We start from the raw sequence: 19,180 nt of genomic DNA, 5'->3' as shown, positions 1-19,180 counted from the left end.
CCGGGCGCCGCAGGGGCTGGGGGTCAGCGCTTGTTGTCGGCCGGCTCGGGCTCCGGTTTCGGCTCTGGGGTGGCGGAGTTCTCCCGGCGGGACCGCACGACGCTGGCGACCGCCGTGATGACGAGGACACCGATGATCACCGAGAGGGACAGGCCGATGCCGATGGTGGGGACGGGTAGGGCCTCGCCGTTGTTGAGGAACGGCAGGGAGTTGGAGTGTAGGGCCTCGAGGATCATCTTGACGCCGATGAAGCCGAGGATGATCGACAGGCCGACGGACAGGTAGTGCAGCTGGCGGAGCAGACCGCCGAGCAGGAAGTACAGCTGCCGCAAGCCCATCAGGGCGAACGCGTTGGCCGTGAAGACCAGGAAGGGCTCCTTGGTCAGGCCGAAGATCGCCGGAATCGAGTCGACGGCGAACATCACGTCGGCGGAGCCGATGGCCACCATGACGATGAACATCGGGGTGGCCAGCCGCTTGCCGTTGATCTTCGTGAACACCTTGGCGCCGTGGTACTCCTTGGTGACCGGCAGCAGCTTGCGAGCCCACCGGGTGGCGCGGTTCTCCTTGTACTCGTCGTTCTCGCCGCCGAGGCCCGACCGGGACAGCTTGTAGGCGGTGTACACCAGGAACACGCCGAACACGTAGAACACCCAGCTGAACTCGGCGATCACCGCGGCGCCGATCGCGATGAAGACCCCGCGCAGGATCAGCGCGAGCAGGATGCCGACCAGGAGCACCTTGTGCTGGTGGATCGGGGGCACGGCGAACGCCGCCATGATCACCAGGAAGATGAACAGGTTGTCCACCGACAGCGAGTACTCGGTGATGTATCCGGCCACGAACTCACCGGCGTAGGTCCCGCCCGCGAACATCCACAGGCCGATGCCGAACGCGATGGCGCAGCCGATGTAGAAGACCACCCAGCGGGCGGCCTCGCCGACCGTGACCTCGTGCGGTTTGCGATCGACGATCACCAGGTCGATCGCCAGGAGCAGGAGCAGACCGCCGATCGTCGCGATCCAGACCCACGCGGGAACATTCATCCACTAACCTCCGATTGGCGGGCATGCGCCGTCAACCGGAGGTCTCTTCCGCCAGCGAGGAAGTCGAGGGACTCGCTGGCCGACGGCACCGGGATCCGGCCGGATCCGTGCTGACGACGCCGCCGCGAAGGAATACTCCCCTCCACAGCCACCCCAATTGTCTCTGACGTCGGGTGCCGAGCACCAGTCGAGCGGCCTATTCCCGGCTGGGCCTTTGTCACACTCCGCACTCCGCCAGTGTCGCTGGGGATGCTCGACGCCCGATGGAACTCCAGCTTGAGCACCTTCTCAGCTACTCTCAGCAAGCGTCGCCTACGGTCTTGCTGTGCCCAGGACTCTTCGCAAGCGAACCCGGCTGATCGCCGTCGCGATCGTCGTCGTCGTGCTCGGCGCGGCCGGCGTGGTGTGGGCGACCAGCGGCGGCGAGCCGCCCCGGGTGGACACCCGCGACCAGGTCATCGGCGTGGTCGACGGGCCGGCGCGGGACCAGCGGGTCGACCTCGACACCACGCTCTACCTGCCCGCCCCTGACCGGCTTCCGGCGCCGGCGATCCTGGTCGCGCACGGTTTCGGCGGCAGCAAGGACAGCGTCGTGTCCGACGCCCGCGAGCTCGCCGAGCGCGGGTTCGTCGTGCTCGCCTACTCCGCCCGCGGATTCGGCCGCAGCACCGGGGAGATCGCGCTGAACTCGCCGGACTACGAGGTCGCCGACGCTCGCCAGCTCGTCGACTGGCTGGCCCAGCGGCGCGAGGTGGTCCAGGACGGGCCCAACGACCCGAGGATCGGGGTCACCGGCGGCTCCTACGGCGGCGCGCTGTCGCTGCTGCTCGCCGGCTCGGACCCGCGCGTCGACACGCTCGTCCCGGTGATCACCTACAACGACCTCAGCCAGGCCCTGCTGCCCAACTCGGCGACGACCGCGGCCCTTGCCGGCACGCCGTCGGCCAACGCGTTCGCCGACGACGGCGTGTTCAAGCGGGCCTGGGCCGGGATCTTCTTCGCCGCCGGCATGGGCGGGGCCGGGCTGGCCAACCCGAGCGCGGACGCGGTCGAGCCGGGAACAGAGGACGACAACCAGAGCGGCGGCGGCGGGGGCGCCGCCGCGACGCCGGTCGACCCGGGGCCGGACGCCGGGCGCGGCGGACCGGGGCTCGGCGCGGCGGTGCAGGGCGGCAACCCGTGCGGGAAGTTCCGGCAGGAGATCTGCCTGGCCTATGCCGAGGTGGCCACCACCGGCCGGGCCAGCAAGCCGGTGATCGACCTGCTGCGCTCGGTCTCCCCGATGTCGGTCACCAACAAGATCACCAAGCCGACGCTGCTGGTGCAGGGCGAGCAGGACACGCTGTTCGGGCTGGACCAGGCCGACGCGAACGCCCGGCAGATCAGCGCGGCCGGCGGCCCGGTGAAGGTCATCTGGTACACCGGCGGCCATGACGGCGGCCGGCCCGGCCCGGAGCTGCGCGGCAAGATCGCCGACTGGTTCGGCTACCACCTGCGCGGGCAGGGCGACGACCCCGGCACCGGGTTCGAGTACGCCGTGCAGGGCGCCCTGCGCGCCCAGGGCGCGCCGTCGGTGCGCACGGTGACCGCTGGCGGCTACCCGGGCCTGGCCGGCACCGGTCCCACCCAGCGCCGCCAGCTGCGGGTGTTCGGCCAGGAGCAGACGATCGTCAACCCGCCGGGCGGCAACCCGGCCTCGATCAGCAACATGCCGGGACTGGGCTCGATGCTCAGCACCTCGTCCCGGTTCGCCAACCGGATCGCCATCGACCTGCCGGGCCAGTCCGCCCGGTTCGGCAGCCGGCCGCTGAGCGGGCAGCTGCTGATCGCCGGCGCCAGCACCGCCCGGATCAGGGTGGCCGCCGTGCCGCAGCTGCCGGCGCCGGACGGGGCCGTGCTGTTCGCCAAGCTCTACGACGTCGGGCCGGACGGGGTGCGCACGCTGCCGGGCTCGGGGGTGTCCCCGGTGCGCATCCCCCAGCTGCCGGCCGACGGCACACCGGTCGAGGTCACCGTCACGCTGCCCGGCATCGTCCGGCCGATCGAGGCCGACCACCGGGTGGAGCTGGTGATCACCACGACCGACCAGGCCTACGCCACGCCGGCCCGGCCGACCGCGTACAAGATCTCGCTGGCCGAGAACGCGCCGCTGGAGCTGCCGCTGGTGCCCGGCAGCCGGTCCGGCACCGGCCCGCCGAGCGCGCCGCTGCTCGGCATCGCCGTGGTGATCGGGATCTGCGTGTTGCTCGCCGGGTACGGCGCGCTGCGGCGGCGCCGCGCGGACGACTCCGACGCCGAGCTGTCCGGCGTGCCGCTGGTGATCGAGAACCTGTCCAAGTCCTACCCGGGCGGCGTGACCGCGGTAGACAACCTGTCCTTCCGGGTGGAGCGCGGCCAGGTGCTCGGCCTGCTGGGGCCCAACGGCGCCGGGAAGACCACCACCCTGCGCATGCTGATGGGGCTGGTGCTGCCGACCGGTGGGACCATGCGGGTGTTCGGGCACAAGGTGTACCCGGGCGCGCCGGTGCTGTCCCGGATCGGGTCCTTTGTGGAGGGTCCGGGGTTCCTGCCGCACCTGTCCGGCCAGGCCAACCTGGAGCTGTACTGGGCCGCCACCGGCCGGCCGGCCGAGCAGGCACACTTCCACGAGGCGCTGGAGATCGCCGGGCTCGGCGACGCGGTGCACCGCCGGGTGAAGACCTACAGCCAGGGCATGCGGCAGCGGCTGGCCATCGCGCAGTCCATGCTCGGCCTGCCCGACCTGCTGGTGCTCGACGAGCCGACCAACGGGCTGGATCCGCCGCAGATCCACCAGATGCGCGAGGTGCTGCGCCGGTACGCCGCCACCGGGCGGACCGTGCTGGTGTCCAGCCACCTGCTGGCCGAGGTCGAGCAGACCTGCGACCACGTGGTGGTCATGCACCGCGGCCGGCTGGTCGCGGCCGGCGCCGTCGACGTGATCGTGGCCGGCGGCGGCGAGGTCACCTTCCGGGTGGACGACCCGCGGGCCGCGGCCGAGGTGCTCGGCGCGGTGGACGGGGTCACCGACGTGGTCGTGGACGGCGACGCGGTGCACGCCAACCTCGACGGCATGCCCCGCTCGCACGCGCTCAGCGCGCTGGTGCGGGCCGGGGTCGGGGTCGAGCAGGCCGGCCCGCGGCGCCGCCTTGAGGACGCGTTCCTGCAGCTGGTCGGGGAGGAGGCGCAGTGAGCGACGAGAAGTTGTCTACTGTGGACGATCACGACGTGCACACCGATCCGGCCGCGATCGACGGCATGGAGAAGGTCGCGGCGCACGAGCACCTCGAGTTCGGGCCGGACGGCGCGGTCGTGGGGTACAAAGCGCGCCGCACGCTGCGGTTGGGCGTTGAGCTGACCCGCCAGCTGCGCCGCCGCCGGACCCAGCTGGTGTACGGCTTTCTCGTGGTGCTGCCGTTCATCATCTGGGCGGCGTTCGAGTTCGGCAGCTCCGACAACGCCCGGCGCTCCGGCGGGTTCGTCGACCTGGCCACGGCCAGCGCCCCGAACTTCGTGGTGTTCACGCTGTTCGCGTCGGGCAGCTTCCTGCTGCCGGTGATCGTCGCGCTGTTCTTCGGCGACACGGTGGCGAGCGAGGCGTCCTGGTCGAGCCTGAAGTACCTGCTGGCCATGCCGATCCCGCGGCACCGGCTGATGCGCCAGAAGGTGCTCGCCTCGGGACTGCTCTCGCTGTCGGCGATCGCGCTGCTGCCGGCCGTCGCGCTGACCGTCGGGGTGATCTTCTACGGCACCGGCGAGGCGGTCAGCCCGACCGGCGACGCAATCTCCTTCGGCGACTCCATGATCGCCCTGGTGCTGACCATCGCCTACCTTGCCGTCCACCTGTCCTGGATGGCCGGCCTGGCGCTGTTCCTCAGCGTGTCCACCGACGCCCCGCTCGGCGCGGTCGGCGGCACGGTGCTCGTGTCGATCCTGTCCCAGATCCTCGACCAGATCACCGCGCTCGAGGGCCTGCGCAACTACCTGCCCACGCACTACGCGTTCGCCTGGTCGGACCTCATCGCCAGCGACATCGACTGGGACAACATCACCAACGGCGCCTTCTCCGCCGTGGTCTACGCCGGCCTCTTCGGCATCCTGGCCTGGCGCCGCTTCCGCACCAAGGACATCACCAGCTGATCCGGCGTGTTGGCGCGCCACGTCGCCGTGCTGGCCGCGCACGACGCCAACACGCCGACGCCACGCGCCAACACGCGGGCTAGCGGGGGCGGCGGGTGCGGAGGTAATCGCTGATCACGGCGGCGCCGAGGCCGTCGAGGTCGGGGGCGACGACCCGGCCGCCGCCGCGGCGGGCGATCAGGTCGACGAACGCGGCCAGCCGGGGGTCCTCGCCGAGCTTGAAGACGGTTACCGAGGCGCCGAGCCGGGCCAGCTCGTCCACCTGGGCCACGGTCTTGCGCAGGGTGCGGGGATGCGGCGGGTAGCGGAAGTCGGCGTTGCCGTCCGGGTCGAGGTGCGCGGTCGGCTCGCCGTCGGTCACCACCAGCACCACCGGCTGGGCGTCGGGATTGCGGCGCAGGTGGCGGGCGGCGAGCAGCAGCGCGTGGTGCAGGTTGGTGCCCTGCTCGAACACGCCCTCCAGGCCGACCAGCTCGGCCAGCTCCACGGAACGCGCGTGCCGGCTGAAGGTGATCAGCTGCAGCGCGTCGGTCCGGAACCGGGTGCGGATCAGCTGGTGCAGCGCCAGAGCGGTGCGCTTCATGGGGACCCAGCGGCCTTCGGAGACCATCGAGAACGAGGTGTCCACGCAGAGCGCGACGGCCGCGCGGGCGCGCTGCTCGGTCTCGGCCACCTCCACGTCGACGACGTCGAGCGCGACCGAACCGTCCGAAGTGGACGCTGTGCGGAGTACGGCGTTGCGCACGGTTCTGGGCACGTCCCACGGCTCGGTGTCGCCGAACTGCCACGGCCGCGAGGACCCGGTCGGCTCGCCGGCGGCCCCGGCGTGGCGGGTGTCACGCTGCCCGCGCCGGCCGCGCAGCGCGCCGATGACGTCCTTGAGCGCGGTCTCGCCCAGGCGGCGCAACGCCTTGGGGGACAACCGAAGCGAGCCGTCCTCGGTCCGTTCGAGCAGCCCGGCGGCGCGCAGCTCCCGCTCAAGCTCGGCCAGCCGGCGGGCGTCCACCGCGGCCTGTTCGCCGAGGTGCCGCTGCAACGACTCCAGGTCGATGTCCTCCAGCCGGGCCCCGGGATAGGACTGGGCGAGCTGCTCGGCCAGCGCGTCCAGCTCGGCCAGCTCCGCCATGGCCGCCGCGCCCTCGCCGAAGCCGAGCGGGTCCTGGCCGCGGAACCGGGCCGAGGAGGTCCAGTCCTCCCCCGGCCGCAGCGCCCGCAGGTTCGCGTCCAGGCTGGCGATCTGCTCGAGCATCCGGGGATCGCCGAACGCGCCGCTCATCAGCTCGGCCAGCTCGGCGCGCTGCTCGGCCGACATCGAGTTGAGCATCCGCTGCGCGGCGGCCGCCCGTGCGGCCAGCGCGTCGATCAGCTCCTCGGTGTTGCGCGGGTTCTCCGGGAAGAAGTCGCCGTGCTTGCGCATGAAGTCGGCGAACCGCTTGTCGGTGTTCTCCCCGCGCAGGTGGGCCAGCAGCAGGTCGTTGAGGTCGGCCATCATGCGCCGGATTCGCTCGACGTCGCCCGGCCGGATCTGCTGCAGCGCCTGCCTCATGCCGTGGAACCGGGACTCCATCAGCTCCCGGCCGAGCAGGTCGCGGATCTTCTCGTAGGACTCCCTTGCCTCGGCCGACCGCCAGTCGTAGTCGGCCAACTCGCGCACGGCCGCGGCGGTTCCCGGCGGCAACGCGTCCAGCTGCGCCTCGCGGAACCTCGCCTCGTCGTCGGGATCGGGGAACAGCGCCGCCCGCTCGGCCCGCAGCGCCTCGTCGAGCAGCCGCCGCACCTCCTGCAGGGTGCCGTCCAGGTTGTGCCGGCGCTGCAGCTCCGACCGGCGCCGCCACAACCGGCGGAGCAGATCGTCCAAACCGGACACGTCGCGGGTGCCCCTGCGGAGCAGCTCGTCGAGCGCCGACCGGGGCGAGCGCCCGTCCATGATGTCCTGGCCGATCGACTCCAGCGCCGACCGCAGATCCACCGGCGCCGCAAGCGGATCGGGCCCGTCGTGCCACGGGCCGTACCTGTACCGTCCGAACTCGACGGTCATGGCCCGTACACCGTCATCCCGTCGTCGGAGTCCTTGGCCAGCCGCCGGGCCAGGTAGAGCGACTCAAGCGCCAGCTCGATGGCCGCGGCGATCCGGCCGGGCGGGTCGCTCGACGAGACGCCCGCGCGCGCCGCGACGTCGTGCAGCACGGGCAGCTCCGGCAGGGCGGCGAGCACCTCGGTGCCCGGCACCCGCTCCCCGGTGGCCACCAGGTTGCCGTCCACCACCGCGTCCACCAGTGGCCGCAGATCCAAGCCGGCGAACCGTTCCCGCGCGGTCTCGGCGATCGCCAGGCGCAGCAGGTGCACCAGGTGCTCGGTCTCCCGACCCTCCTCACCGGACTCGAACTCGATCTTGCCGCGCAGCACGGACGGCACCGCGTCGAGGTCGACCGGCCGGGCGATCGCCGGCTCCTCTCCGGTCAGCGCGGACCGGCGAAGTGCCGCCGCCGCAACGGTTTCGGCGGCGGCCACGGCGAACCGGGCGGAGACCCCAGAGCGCTGGTCGACGGCGCCGGACTCGCGCAGGTTGCGCACGAACCGGGCCAGCACCTCCAGCAGCGGGTCGCCCACCTCGGCCAGCAGGGCGGCCTCCTGGCGGATGACGTCCACCTCGGCGGCCACGGTCAGCGGGTAGTGCGTGCGCACCTCGGCGCCGAACCGGTCCTTGAGCGGGGTGATGATCCGCCCGCGGTTGGTGTAGTCCTCCGGGTTCGACGTGGCCACCAGCAGGACGTCCAGCGGCAGCCGCAGGGTGTAGCCGCGGATCTGGATGTCCCGCTCCTCCATCACGTTGAGCAGCGCCACCTGGATCCGCTCGGCAAGGTCGGGCAGCTCGTTGATCGCCACGATGCCGCGGTGCGCGCGCGGGACCAGTCCGAAGTGGATGGTCTCCGGGTCGCCGAGGGTGCGCCCGGCGGCCACCTTGACCGGGTCCACGTCGCCGATCAGATCCCCCACCGAGGTGTCCGGGGTGGCCAGCTTCTCGGCGTAGCGCATGGACCGGTGCCGCCAGGCCACCGGCAGGTCGTCGCCAAGCTCGGCCGCCCGCCGGCGGGACTCCGGGGTGATCGGCTCGAGCGGGTGCTCGCCGAGCTCGGCCCCGGCGATCACCGGGGTCCACTCGTCCAGCAGCCCCACCAGGGTGCGCAGCAGCCGGGTCTTGCCCTGCCCGCGCTCGCCGAGCAGCACCACGTCGTGCCCGGCCAGCAGCGCGCGCTCGAGCTGGGGCAGCACGGTGTGCCCGAAGCCGACGATGCCCGGCCACGGATCCCGGCCCGCACGCAACGCCGCGAGCAGGTTCTCCCGGATCTCGGCCTTGACACCGCGCGGCTCGTGCCCGGCCGCGCGCAGCTCGCCGACCGTCCTCGGCAGGTGCTCTGGTTGGGTCACGGAGCCAACGCTACGTGCGTTCGCCCGAACGGTCGACGTGGAGCGGCTCCAGTTACTCCTCGGCGTGCTCGGCCTGCTCGGCATGCCGGATCTCGTCCCGGGCGTCGGCGAACCGGACGAACTCGAACACGTTGAGCGCGGCCACCAGCACGGCCAGAACGCCGAGGCTGGCCAGCGCGGGCAGGGTGGCCACCGCGGGGACCACGGCGACCAGCACCACCGCGAGCGCCAGCCGCGCCACCTTGAGATGGCCGTAGCAGCGCCACGCGAAGGCCACCTGGCCGAGCAGGAACAGCGCGACGCCGCCGTAGAGCGCCCACAGCGGCACCCCGTACAGCTTGTCGGCCAGCGTATGGTGCTCGGCGTCGCCGACGTACTCGAGCACCTTCTTCAGGCCCAGCGCCGCCAGCACCACCCCGACCATCATCGGCAGGTGCAGGTAGGTGTACGCCGACCGGGCCATGGCCACCCGGTGCTCGCCGCGGGCCTTGGACAGCGCGCGCTCGGACAGCAGCGCGGCCACGTCGAAGTAGAACCACCACAGGCCGGCCGACACCGCAAGCCCCAGGATCGCCGCCACCACGATCGGCCAGGAGATGGGCAGCGCGGCCACGCCGACACCGATGGCCACGATCGACTCGCCGAGCGCCACGATGATGATCAGCCCGTGCCGCTCGGCGAAATGCTTGGCGGAGTTCAACCGCCAGCCGCGGGCGCCGATCACCAGCGTGCCGCCGTAGTCGGCGGCCACCGCGGCCAGCCACAGCAGGGTCTGCGCGGTCCCGGAGGTCTGCCCGGCCAGCAGCAGCAGGGCTGTCGCGGTGATCATCGTCGGGGTGAACCGCAGGACCTGCCGGCGCAGCGCCGCGTCCGACTCGCTGACCATGAGGAACAGCAGGACGTGCACGACCCGCAGGACCAGGTAGCCGAGCGCGAACACGGTCGGGCCGTGGAGCCCGCCCCGGCCGTCGTCGAAGGCCTCGGGGATGGTCAGCGCGATCAGGAACATGGCAAGCATCGCGACGAACATCGCCACCCGCGCGGCGCCCTCGTCGGCCTTGACGACGTTGGACAGCCACGAATAGCCGACCCAGCACCACCAGACCACGGCCAGCACCAGCACGCCGCGGAACACCGCCTGGCCGGTGAGCTCGTCGGCCATGTAGGCGGTGACCTGGGTCAGCGCGAACACGAACACCAGATCGAAGAACAGCTCCAGGGTGGTGGCGCTGCCGCTCTCCCGAACCGCCTCCACCCGCGCGCGTACCTGCCGTGTCATGCGCATAGTGTCGGTCCATCATGAGCGACGGCCAAATGGAGCTCCGGTGGGACCCGCACCCTTCGGACTGGGTGCACGGGTTGCGCGCCGCCGCCCCGGTCTACCGGTTCGCGCCGTGGTTCGCCGCGGCGTTCGGGGTGGCCGCCGTCGTGCTGGTGTTCCTCGGCCAGCTCTCCGCGGGCGTGTTCGGGATGGCCTGCGCGGCGGTGATCGCCGCCCTGCCCGTGGTCGGCGTGTGGATCTCCTTCCGCCGCAACCCGGTGGCGGCGACCACGATGACCGCGAAGGTGGACGAGAGCTCGCTGCGCATGATGACCGTCGACGGAACCGCGTACAGCGACCTCGACTGGGCGAAGCTGTCCGGGTGGCTGGAGACGCGGCGGGGGTTCGTGCTGCGCACCGGTCCCGAGCGGGCCAGCCCGTTCTACCCGGTGCCCAACCGGGCGTTCGCCGAACCCGAGCAACGCCAACGGTTCCGGGAGCTGCTGACCCGGCGGATCGGGCCCGGGGCGGGAAACTGATCTCCCCTTGACCGGGACGCAATGGGCGTCGCGTACGCTCAGACACGTGTCTTCACCGAGCGCGACGTTTGTGGTCTGGTCGTCGGCCTGGTTGAACGGGTTCGCCGCGGCCGACGACGTGTTGGATGCCCTGCAGCAGTGGGCGGAGCTGCACGAGGTGGTCGCCGCGGACGTGGGCACTGCGGCCACATTGGACATACCGGTGCGCGAGGAGCAGCCGGGGCAGGCGGCCGCGCTGCTCGCCGCGTTGCGCCGCGCCGGGGCCAGCGGCGGCCGGCTGGTGCTGCCGGTGCCCGGTGACGTGCGCGGGCTCGGCCAGTCCGGCGAGTTCGCCGCCGAGGCCCTGCACGCCGGCGAGGCCGTCGTCCACGGCTCGCTGGGCATCGTGCCCGACGCCGTCGCCGACGGCGTGCTCCGCTGGACGGTGTTCGACCTCGGCCAGCCCCCGGTGGCCAACCACGTCCCGCTCGGCGAGGCCGAGCACGAGCTGACCGGTGCCATGCGCGTGGCCGCCGGCCTGCTCACCGAGCTGGGGGTGGCCAAGCAGCGCGCCGGCGTCCGCGAGGAGTTGCGCGAGCGGGTGGCCGCGCAGACCCGGGTCAGCTGGCCCGAGGGCATGCCGCAGCGGGCCCTGCGGGTGCTGCAGCGCGCCACCGAGGTGTCCGCCATCCTCGACCTGGCCAACGAGGACGAGCCCGGCGGCGCCCTGTCCGCGTCCGCCGCCATGCGCCGCGCCGAAGCCCTCCGCCCCCTGTTCGACGCCGTTCGCGTCGCCCGCTGCGCCGCGATCGACGAGGCCGTCCGCGCGCTGTCCACCCCGGCCGAGCGGCACTGACCGGGGTCCGGGCCGGGTTGCCGGGTGGTTCGGGTGGTGGGCGCCGGGCTCGCCTGCCGGGTGAGTTGCCGCCCCGGCACGTTGTGGCTTGACAACTCTGATCACATGACGGGCCGGGGCACCCCGACGACCGCCACCTATCGCCGAAGCGGGTGACCGCGCCGTCGACCCTCGCTGAGCGGCACTGACCGGGGTGCTTGGCGGGGTCTGGGACGGGTTGGTGGGCAGTTCGGGTGGTGGGCGCCGGGCTCGCCTACCGGGCTGAATTGCGCTGGCGGGCGCCAGTTGGCCGAGCACTCGAAGCGCTATCGGAAGCCAGGAAGGGGAGCGAGCAGAGCTGTCAAAGGGCGTTCATTGCTCACATGAGCGCCAGCGCCCAGAAAGGCCGATCATGGCCGCAACCCAGCCCCTGGGGCTCAGCCACCCCGCCAAGCCTGGCGGCCGCCAGGAAAACCGTGGTCGCTCCGCACGTTTTAGCTTGACAACTCTGATCACCTGACGGGCCGGGGCACTCGGGCGACCGCCACCTATCGCCGGCGCGAAAGCGCTGTCGACCTCCGCCGAGCGGCATTGACCGGGAGTTAGGCTCCGGGCGTGCTGATCGAGAAGCGGCTGTGGGCGGGGATCCAGGACGGCTCGATCACCGTGATGTTCCGGCGGTGGCGGACGCGGCAGGTCACGGCGGGCAGGGTGTACCGAACGGGCGCCGGGCGGATCGCGGTGGACGAGGTGACGGTGGTGGCGCCGTCGAAGATCACCAGCCGGGATGCGAGGGCCGCGGGGTACTCGTCGGTGGCCGCGGCGCGGGCGGATTTGCGTGGTGAGCCTGGGGATCCGGTCTATCTGTTGCGTATTCGGCCGGCCGAGGGGGTCGATCCGCGCGACGAGTTGGCGGCCGACGATCGCCTCGGCCCGGAGGACGTGGAGGCGATCACGGAACGGCTCGAGCGGTTGGACCGGGCCAGTTCGTGGGGGCCGTGGACCATGGCCACGCTGTCGATTATCGCGGAGCGGCCGGAGGTCAGGGCGCCCGATCTGGCCGCGGCGCTTGGCCGCGAGACGCATCCGTTCAAGCTGGACGTGCGCAAGCTGAAGAACCTCGGGCTGACGATCAGCCTGCGGGTGGGGTACCGCCTGTCCCCGCGGGGCGCGGCCTACTTGGCGGCGCGCAACAGTCCGGCGAACATGGCGCACCGTTGACCGTGCACCCGGCGGCCGGGAAGGCCGACAGCTTGCGGGGCGGCGTTCCGTCGACGTGCTCCCGCACGAGCTCCACCACCAGCTCGGCGAACCGGGGATCCGACCCGGGTGTCGCCGCCCTGGCGAAGCCCATGCCCAGTTCCTCGGCCCGGTGCGCCGCCTCGGTGTCGAGGTCCCACACGACCTCGAGGTGATCGCTGACGAACCCCACCGGGCACACGACCACCGCCGGCACCCCGCTCTCGTGCAGGGAATCCAGGTGGTCGACGATGTCCGGCTCCAGCCACGGAATGTGCGGCGGACCGGACCGCGACTGCCACACCACGTCGAAGTCGGCCACTCCCACGTCGGCCGCCACCAGCCGGGCCGCCTCGGTGACCTGCCGCGAGTACCGGTGCCCGCCCTCCCCGGGCGGCCCGGCGGCCCGGTCGGCCGACACCGGCACCGAGTGGGCGGTGAACACCAGCCGGTGCTCCGGCCCCGGCAGCCGGGCCGCCGCCGCCCGCACCGCGTCGGCGAACGCGGACACGAACAGCGGATGGTCGAAGAACTGCCGCAGCTTGGTCAGCTCCGGCGCCCGCTCCCCCACCGCGGCCCGCGCCCGTGCGATGTCCTCGTCGTACTGCCGGCACGCCGAGTATCCGCCGTACGCGCTCGTCGCGAACACCAGCGCGCGGCGCACCCCGTCGGCGGCGAGCTCCGCCACGGTGTCCTCGATCATCGGGTGCCAGTTGCGGTTGCCGAAGTAGACGGGCAGATCCACGCCTTGACGCCGCAGCTCGGCCCTGGTCGCGTCGATCGCCTCCCGGTTCAGCCGGTTGATCGGCGACAATCCGCCGAACGACTGGTAGTGCCGCTCCACCTCGTCGAGCCGCTCCGGCGGCACGCCACGCCCCCTGGTCACGTTCTCCAGGAAGGGCCGCACATCCTCCGGCTTTTCCGGCCCGCCAAAGGAAAGCCACACCAACGCGTCGGGCTTGTCCACAGCCACCTCATATCCACGGCCACCGTCATCCGACATGATGGTGCAGGGCCCACCCATGGGCCGGACCGGGGTGCGAGGGAATCGGCGGAGGCGGCATGGCCGAGCGCGCGGACGTGCGTGCCATGGCGGTCGGGCTTGCCAAGGCACTGGTGACCACGGCGCTGGCCGGGCCGGTCGCCGGGGTGGGCGTCGCCGCGGACACGGCGATCAACGCCATCACCGCGCGCCTGGCGAAGGGGCGCGGCTCGGTGTACGACCAGGCGGTCAAGCGGATCACGACGGGTGTCGAGGCGTGGGCCGACGGGGAGCGGCTCGGCGGGGACGACCTGCGGGCCGGACTGTCCGGAGCCGCCGAGATTCTGGCTTCGTACGGGCTGAACCTGCGCGGAATTGCCAGACTGGGGATGGACGCCGAGCGGGTTGCCGCCGCGGTGCTGGACGCGGCCCGGCCGAGGCTGCGCCAGCTTGGCGAGGCGGAGGAAGCCGTGTGCCGGCGGGTGGTGACCGACGCCTACCGGATCCTCGTCGCCGACGCGGCGCTCCTCCCCGGGCTCGAGCTCGCGTTCCGGCAGGAGGTGCTCGAGCGCCTCGACGCGGCGCCGGCGGAGACCGCCGCGCTGGCCGCCGGCCGCGGGGCCGACGTGCTGAGCCTGGTCACGTCGACGTGGACGCCGGTGCTGCACCCGCCGAGCGCGTTGTTGCGGGCCGCCTACCGCGTGGTGCCGTTCAACGGCCGGGACACCGAGCTGGCGGAGCTGGAGCGGTGGCGCGACGCGCCCGACCCCCTCCGGGTGCGCCTGGTCAGCGGGCCCGGCGGCATGGGCAAGACCCGGCTGCTCATCGAGGCGGCGCTGCGGGCGAGCGCGGCGGGGTGGCGCTCGGGCTTCCTCGTGTCCGATGTGGACGGTCGGGACGCGTGGGCCGCCGACCTCCTCCGGTGGCGCGGCGACCTGTTCGTCGTCATCGACTATGCCGAGACCCGGCGCAGGGAGGTCATCGAGCTGATCGCGGCGGCGCTGACGGGCCGCGCGACCAGGGTGCGCTGCGTGCTGCTCGCCAGGGCCCGCGGGGAATGGTGGGACGAGGTGTCCCGGACCCACGGCAGCGTGGGCGACCTGCTGACCGGGCCCGCCACCACGGTCACCCGACTCGGCCCGCTCGTACCGGCCGTTGCCGACCGCCCCGCCGTGGTGACCGAGGCCGCGCGCCATTTCGGCGACGTGCTCGGCACCGTCCCGGCCACGGTCGCCCAGGCGTTCACCGAGGACGACTTCGACCGCGTCCTGTTCCTGCATCTGGCCGCACTCGAGGCCGCGCTCGGCGACCCCGGCAAGGCGGCCGGGACGCTGCTGGACGCGGCGCTGCGTCGTGAGCAGGCGCTGTGGGACGACGGCGCCCGCGCGCTGAGCCTGCCGCACCTCGCCGGCCGCCCGATGCGGCAGGCGGCCGCCCTGATCACTCTCGCCGGGCAGATCGCCCACCCCACGGAGGCCGTCGCGCTCCTGCGCACCTGCCCGCTGCTGGCCGACCAGCCGGCCGCCGTGCTCGACGACGTGGCCGAGCTGTTCCACCGGCTCTACCCGGGGACGGCCTGGTTGCAGGGTGTCCAACCGGACCTGCTCGGCGAGCACCTCGTCGGCCGGGCCCTCGCCGACGATCCCGCGCTGCTCGGTGTGTTCGATGCGGTTCAGTGACGGGCAGACCGAGCACGCGCTGACCGTGCTGACCCGCCTCGCGCAGCGGGAGCCGCACCACATGGACGCGCTGGCGGCGGCGGTTCGGCGCGGCCTGCCCGGTTCGCTGCGACCGGCGATGCGGGTGGCGATCGCCACGGGGCAGCCGATGGCCGAGGTGCTGACGGCAGTGGCCAGAGAGCTGGACGCCGACCAGCTCGCCGTCGTCCGCGAGCTGCTGCCGGTCGACAGCGCCGCGCTGCGCTTCCTCGCCGACACCGTGCTCGACCGGCTGCTCGCGCTCGACGCGCCGGCCGAGCCCGCCGACGTCGCGGAGCGGATCACCCTGCTGGCCCACCGGGCCGAGTCGCTCCTCGAGATCGGCGCGCCCCGCCAGGCGCTCCCGATCGCACGCGAGGCCGTCGACCTGGCCGGGCTCGACGGGACGGTCAGCTACACGGTCGCCGCGGTCGCGCCCAACGCGCTGCGGGTGCTGTCCCGCTGCCAGGCCGAGAACGGGGACCACGCCGCGGCGGTCGAGACCGCGGCCAGGTACGTGCGCGCCGAGCTGTTCGCCTGCCTCGGATCGCCCTGTGCCGACGTCGCCATCGCGCACCACGCGCTGGCCAACCGGCTCCTGCGGGCCGGCCGGAACGACGAGGCCCGCACGCAGTTCGCGCTGGCGCGGGAGCTGTTCGAGCGGCTCCTCGACGACCCGGCGTGGTACGTGCGGGGCGTCAACGCACGGATCCCGGCCACCCAGGCCGATGCGCTGATCCTGGCCGACGCGGTGGCACGCGGCAAGCGCGACGAGATCGGCCTCCAGCCCGGCGAGGTGCTCGCCTATCTCCAGCCGGTCGACCGGGATGCCATGGTGGCGGCTCTGGTGGGCACCCGGCTGGCGCTGGCCGATCTCGCCGACGAGGGTGACCCCGCCGCCGTCGCCGAGCTCACCCAACTGACGGAGCTCACCCAGGAGCTGGTGGACGCCGACCGCGACCGCTACCTCCCGATGCACGTCAAGGCGTTGACCGTGCTCGCCCGCCGGTCGCTGGCGCTCGAGCAGGCCGAGACGTACCTGGCTCGGGCCAGGGCCGCCGCCGAGTCGTCCGGCACGATGTCGTCGCTGTCCGGCGGCGCGTTGGTCGAGACGCACGTCGAGGCGCTGCTGACCCAGGCACGCGCGGTCGCAACCGCGGGCAACGTCCCGGTCGGGGAGCTGCTCACCGCGTTGCGGAAGGTCGTCGAGCTGTACCGGTCGGTCCGGGTCCCCGAGGCGTTGGTCACCGGGTCACGCGACCTCAGCTTCGTCACCGACAAACTCCTCGGCTGGGCACGATTCGCCGAGCAGGCCGCGGACGGCGAGACCGCGGCCCAACTCATCGACGACGCCTGTGAGGGCGCCACGCTGCTGCACGAAATCACCCAGGACGCCTGCCCCTCGCTCGTGGAGTCCCTGATCGTGCGGTCCCGCATCGCCGACCGGGCCGGCCGCACCCGCTCAGCACTACAGGACCTCCTCACCGCGCGCGAGCATCTCCCGCATCTGACTGACCTCACCCAACGGATCGGGGTCGGCGCGGTGATCGACAACAACATCGCCAAGCGCTACCACACGCTGGGCGACTCGGCGTCCGCGGAGGCGACGGCGTCCGCGGGCCTGCGCACGGTCATCGAGTCCGGGCAGCACACCACCGACGGGCAAACGTGGTTGATGGCGGTGGCCATGACGCACATCGGTGTCATGCACTCGAAGATCGAGCCGGGCTCGTTCGTCGACCGGCACACCGACGACATCCTCGCGCTCCTTGCCGCGACGCCCGTCCCGCCCGTGCAGTCCGAAGTCTCGGCGCCGGTGCACGTGCCCGGCTTCGCCGTCGTGCTGGACAGCATCGCGCTGCCCCGGCCGCGGGTGCGCGATGCCGCGCTGCGGGCACTGCGGCATGCCATGGCCCGTCCCGGCGTTGCGGCCGAGCTGCGGCACGACTGCGCCCGCCGCGGATACCAGGCCGTGTGCCTCAGCGTCGACGCCCGCCGGCTCGACGCCGCGGCCGCGGTGTACGGCTTCCTCGCCGACCTCGCCGGCGACCGCACCGACCCCGGCACGTTCGTCGAGCAGGCCAAGGCCGCCACCGAGCTGATCCAGGCCTACCAGCTCACCGGCCGCTACGAGGACGCCGTCGCCATCGCCCGCCATGCCCTGCCGGCGATGCGAACCCCGGAGTATCTGGCCGCCCGCGAACGCGACCTCGGCCAGCCGGCCCACGAGTTTCTCGCCGCGCTCGACTACCTGCTTGCCGGCGGCCGGTGACCATTGCGCCGGTGGCCAGCCGCCGCGCGGATGATCCGTTGGAGTGGAGTTTCCGCGAGGCCGCCGGCCTGACCGAGACCGAGCTGAGTCAGGAGCTCGGCTGGTCGACGACGACGATCTCGCGGGCCGAACTCGGCCATCTCCATCTCAGCGAGGTCGATGTGATCATCTATCTCGCGTTCTGTGGGGTATATGGCATCTACGGCGCCGAGCTGCACGCATGTGCCGCGAAGCCGAGCCCGGGCTCGGCCACTTCGTGCGCCGACACGGACCCGGTCTACCCATACGACGACATCGAGCTTGCGGTGCTGGTCAGGACGGACCGGCAACAAGTCCTGCACCGACCGCACCCCGCGCTGTTCACGTTCTTCGTGCACGAGCGGCTCTTCGGCCGGTGGTCGGCAATCCGACGATCATGCACGACCAAGTGCCGAAGTCGCTGCTGCTTGACGGATTGCCGCAGGTGAACATAAGGGTGGTCCCGGCATTGAACGATGCTCGACACACGTTCGGCGGGGCATTTCGCCTGTTTCAGTACGTCGACCACCAGCCATTGGTCTATCTTGACGGGTACTTCAGCGGGTTGTTCTTGGAAGACCCGCAGTACGTCGAGGGCTACCGCACTTTGATACCGGTCATCGCGAATATTGCCCTCGATGAGCGAGAATCTCGGGAGTGGCTTGCCACCCTGGCAAACGACTACGACCGACAGCGAGCTGACCCGGATGCCCCGGACCGACTGGAGGAAAAGCAGCTTTAGCGGCGGTATCAACAGTAACTGCGTCGAGGTGGCGCTTGATGCGTCCGCGTGGAGAAAGAGCAGCCACAGCCAGGGAGGGGTCGGAAGCGACTGTGTCGAGGTCGCGCTGGATGCGGCCACATTCGTCCGCGACTCCAAGAACGTCGGGGGACCGGTGCTGACCTTCGATGTGCCGGCGTGGCGGCGATTTGTCGCCTACATGCCCAGGGCGTGAACTCCGCCGTCGACCCAGACCATGGAGCCCGTGGTGGCGGGGAGCCAGTCAGAGAGGAGTGCGCAGATCGACTTGGCGACCGGGGTGGCGTCGGCGGTGTCCCAGCCGAGGGGGGCGCGCTCACCCCAGGCGTCGCGGAGCTGGTTGAAGCCGGGGATGGACTTGGCGGCCATCGTCCCCAGCGGGCCGGCGGCGACGAGGTTGACCCTGATGCCCTGCGGGCCCAACTCGCGGGCCAGGTAGCGGGCGGTGGACTCCAGCGCCGCCTTGGCGACGCCCATCCAGTTGTAGGCGGGCCAGGCGATGCGGGCGTCGAAGTCGAGGCCGACGATCGAGCCGCCCGACTTCATCAGCGGAAGACACGCCACCGCGAGGGACTTCAGCGAGTAGGCGGACACCTGGACGGCGGTGGCGACGTCCTCCCATGGCGCGTCGAGGAAGGCCTCGCCGAGGCAGGACGGGGGCGCGTAGGCGATCGAGTGGAGCACGCCGTCGAGGCCGTCGACGTGCTCGGCGACCCGGTCGGCGAGGCCGTCGAGGTGCTCGGTGTTGGTGACGTCCAGCTCGAGCACGGGCGGGGTCTGCGGCAGCCGGGCGGCGATCCGCTCCACAAGGCTCATCCGGCCGAACCCGGTCAGCACGACGTCGGCGCCCTGTTCCTGGGCCACCTTGGCGGTGTGGAACGCGATCGACGAGTCGGTGATCACGCCGGTGATGAGCAGACGCTTGCCGTCGAGCAGTCCCGCCACGCGGTGCCTCCCGGGAGTCG

16 protein-coding genes are annotated in these 19,180 nt (G+C 72.2%); 10 read left to right on the top strand and 6 right to left on the bottom strand.

Annotated features, from left to right (window positions below):
- Nucleotides 1-23: 23 nt before the first annotated feature.
- Nucleotides 24-1,046 carry a TerC family protein gene (locus tag VGX25_RS08170; protein ID WP_326917009.1) on the bottom strand — a complete coding sequence of 341 codons (1,023 nt, stop codon included), beginning with the start codon at nt 1,044-1,046 and terminating at the stop codon, nt 24-26.
- 325 nt (nt 1,047-1,371) lie between these two features.
- On the opposite strand from VGX25_RS08170, the gene VGX25_RS08165 reads away from it, so the two are divergent.
- Both VGX25_RS08165 and VGX25_RS08160 read left to right on the top strand, forming a co-directional pair.
- Nucleotides 1,372-4,257: an alpha/beta fold hydrolase gene (locus VGX25_RS08165; protein ID WP_326917008.1), complete on the top strand. Its 2,886-nt coding sequence runs from the start codon at nt 1,372-1,374 to the stop codon at nt 4,255-4,257.
- A gap of 65 nt (nt 4,258-4,322) precedes the next feature.
- The gene (locus VGX25_RS08160) at nt 4,323-5,204 is read left to right on the top strand and encodes an ABC transporter permease (protein WP_326917046.1); all 882 of its coding nucleotides are present in this window, start codon (nt 4,323-4,325) and stop codon (nt 5,202-5,204) included.
- Between the two features lie 79 nt (nt 5,205-5,283).
- On the opposite strand, the gene VGX25_RS08155 is transcribed toward VGX25_RS08160, so the two are convergent.
- From VGX25_RS08155 to VGX25_RS08145, 3 genes are read right to left on the bottom strand one after another with little or no spacing between them, the layout of a single operon-like run.
- Nucleotides 5,284-7,242: a VWA domain-containing protein gene (locus VGX25_RS08155; RefSeq protein ID WP_326917007.1), complete on the bottom strand. Its 1,959-nt coding sequence runs from the start codon at nt 7,240-7,242 to the stop codon at nt 5,284-5,286.
- Nucleotides 7,239-8,633: an ATP-binding protein gene (locus VGX25_RS08150; protein ID WP_326917006.1), complete on the bottom strand. Its 1,395-nt coding sequence runs from the start codon at nt 8,631-8,633 to the stop codon at nt 7,239-7,241. Before VGX25_RS08150 ends, VGX25_RS08155 begins: the two co-directional genes overlap by 4 nt.
- Nucleotides 8,634-8,685: 52 nt before the next feature.
- Nucleotides 8,686-9,912: a low temperature requirement protein A gene (locus VGX25_RS08145; RefSeq protein ID WP_326917005.1), complete on the bottom strand. Its 1,227-nt coding sequence runs from the start codon at nt 9,910-9,912 to the stop codon at nt 8,686-8,688.
- A gap of 20 nt (nt 9,913-9,932) precedes the next feature.
- Between VGX25_RS08145 and VGX25_RS08140 the strand changes: the two genes are divergently transcribed.
- From VGX25_RS08140 to VGX25_RS08130, 3 genes are all read left to right on the top strand, one after another.
- Entirely contained in the window at nt 9,933-10,433 is a 501-nt protein-coding gene (locus VGX25_RS08140; protein ID WP_326917004.1) for a YcxB family protein, read from the top strand.
- 46 nt (nt 10,434-10,479) lie between these two features.
- Nucleotides 10,480-11,268, top strand: a complete 789-nt coding sequence (locus VGX25_RS08135) for a hypothetical protein (RefSeq protein ID WP_326917003.1) — start codon at nt 10,480-10,482, stop codon at nt 11,266-11,268.
- A 594-nt stretch (nt 11,269-11,862) separates the two neighbouring features.
- A complete protein-coding gene (locus tag VGX25_RS08130; RefSeq protein ID WP_326917002.1) occupies nt 11,863-12,468 on the top strand; it encodes a hypothetical protein in 606 nt (201 codons plus the stop codon).
- On the opposite strand, the gene VGX25_RS08125 is transcribed toward VGX25_RS08130, so the two are convergent.
- Nucleotides 12,380-13,459: a ferrochelatase gene (locus VGX25_RS08125; RefSeq protein ID WP_414635730.1), complete on the bottom strand. Its 1,080-nt coding sequence runs from the start codon at nt 13,457-13,459 to the stop codon at nt 12,380-12,382. The two genes, VGX25_RS08130 and VGX25_RS08125, sit on opposite strands and share 89 nt — an antisense overlap.
- Before the next feature lie 89 nt (nt 13,460-13,548).
- Between VGX25_RS08125 and VGX25_RS08120 the strand changes: the two genes are divergently transcribed.
- From VGX25_RS08120 to VGX25_RS08100, 5 genes are read left to right on the top strand one after another with little or no spacing between them, the layout of a single operon-like run.
- Nucleotides 13,549-15,147: a hypothetical protein gene (locus VGX25_RS08120; RefSeq protein ID WP_326917001.1), complete on the top strand. Its 1,599-nt coding sequence runs from the start codon at nt 13,549-13,551 to the stop codon at nt 15,145-15,147.
- Nucleotides 15,134-17,437 (top strand): hypothetical protein, encoded by a 2,304-nt coding sequence (locus VGX25_RS08115; protein ID WP_326917000.1) that lies wholly within the window; start codon nt 15,134-15,136, stop codon nt 17,435-17,437. The genes VGX25_RS08120 and VGX25_RS08115 overlap by 14 nt, the downstream gene beginning before the upstream one ends.
- Before the next feature lie 11 nt (nt 17,438-17,448).
- Nucleotides 17,449-17,904: a helix-turn-helix domain-containing protein gene (locus VGX25_RS08110; RefSeq protein WP_326916999.1), complete on the top strand. Its 456-nt coding sequence runs from the start codon at nt 17,449-17,451 to the stop codon at nt 17,902-17,904.
- Entirely contained in the window at nt 17,832-18,197 is a 366-nt protein-coding gene (locus tag VGX25_RS08105) for a Scr1 family TA system antitoxin-like transcriptional regulator (RefSeq protein WP_326916998.1), read from the top strand. Before VGX25_RS08110 ends, VGX25_RS08105 begins: the two co-directional genes overlap by 73 nt.
- Complete coding sequence (locus VGX25_RS08100; protein WP_414635729.1) at nt 18,094-18,411, top strand: DUF397 domain-containing protein; 318 nt, start codon at nt 18,094-18,096, stop codon at nt 18,409-18,411. Before VGX25_RS08105 ends, VGX25_RS08100 begins: the two co-directional genes overlap by 104 nt.
- Here VGX25_RS08100 and fabI read toward each other — a convergent pair.
- The gene (fabI, locus tag VGX25_RS08095; protein ID WP_326916996.1) at nt 18,393-19,160 is read right to left on the bottom strand and encodes an enoyl-ACP reductase FabI; all 768 of its coding nucleotides are present in this window, start codon (nt 19,158-19,160) and stop codon (nt 18,393-18,395) included. The genes VGX25_RS08100 and fabI overlap by 19 nt on opposite strands.
- Nucleotides 19,161-19,180 lie beyond the last annotated feature (20 nt).

Source organism: Actinophytocola sp. (genome assembly GCF_035942955.1).
In the GTDB taxonomy this organism is placed as follows: domain Bacteria; phylum Actinomycetota; class Actinomycetes; order Mycobacteriales; family Pseudonocardiaceae; genus DASYTH01.
Note: the sequence above shows the minus strand (reverse complement) of the source record. Positions and strands in the feature narration are given on the sequence as shown.

Excerpts from the sequence above, each read along its gene's own strand:
- VGX25_RS08160 (WP_326917046.1), top strand. The coding sequence starts at position 4,323 with ATGGAGAAGGTCGCGGCGCACGAGCACCTCGAGTTCGGGCCGGACGGC.
- VGX25_RS08140 (WP_326917004.1), top strand. The coding sequence starts at position 9,933 with ATGAGCGACGGCCAAATGGAGCTCCGGTGGGACCCGCACCCTTCGGAC.
- VGX25_RS08170 (WP_326917009.1), bottom strand. The coding sequence starts at position 1,046 with ATGAATGTTCCCGCGTGGGTCTGGATCGCGACGATCGGCGGTCTGCTC.
- VGX25_RS08155 (WP_326917007.1), bottom strand. The coding sequence starts at position 7,242 with ATGACCGTCGAGTTCGGACGGTACAGGTACGGCCCGTGGCACGACGGG.
- VGX25_RS08120 (WP_326917001.1), top strand. The coding sequence starts at position 13,549 with ATGGCCGAGCGCGCGGACGTGCGTGCCATGGCGGTCGGGCTTGCCAAG.
- VGX25_RS08115 (WP_326917000.1), top strand. The coding sequence starts at position 15,134 with ATGCGGTTCAGTGACGGGCAGACCGAGCACGCGCTGACCGTGCTGACC.
- VGX25_RS08145 (WP_326917005.1), bottom strand. The coding sequence starts at position 9,912 with ATGACACGGCAGGTACGCGCGCGGGTGGAGGCGGTTCGGGAGAGCGGC.
- VGX25_RS08100 (WP_414635729.1), top strand. The coding sequence starts at position 18,094 with ATGAGCGAGAATCTCGGGAGTGGCTTGCCACCCTGGCAAACGACTACG.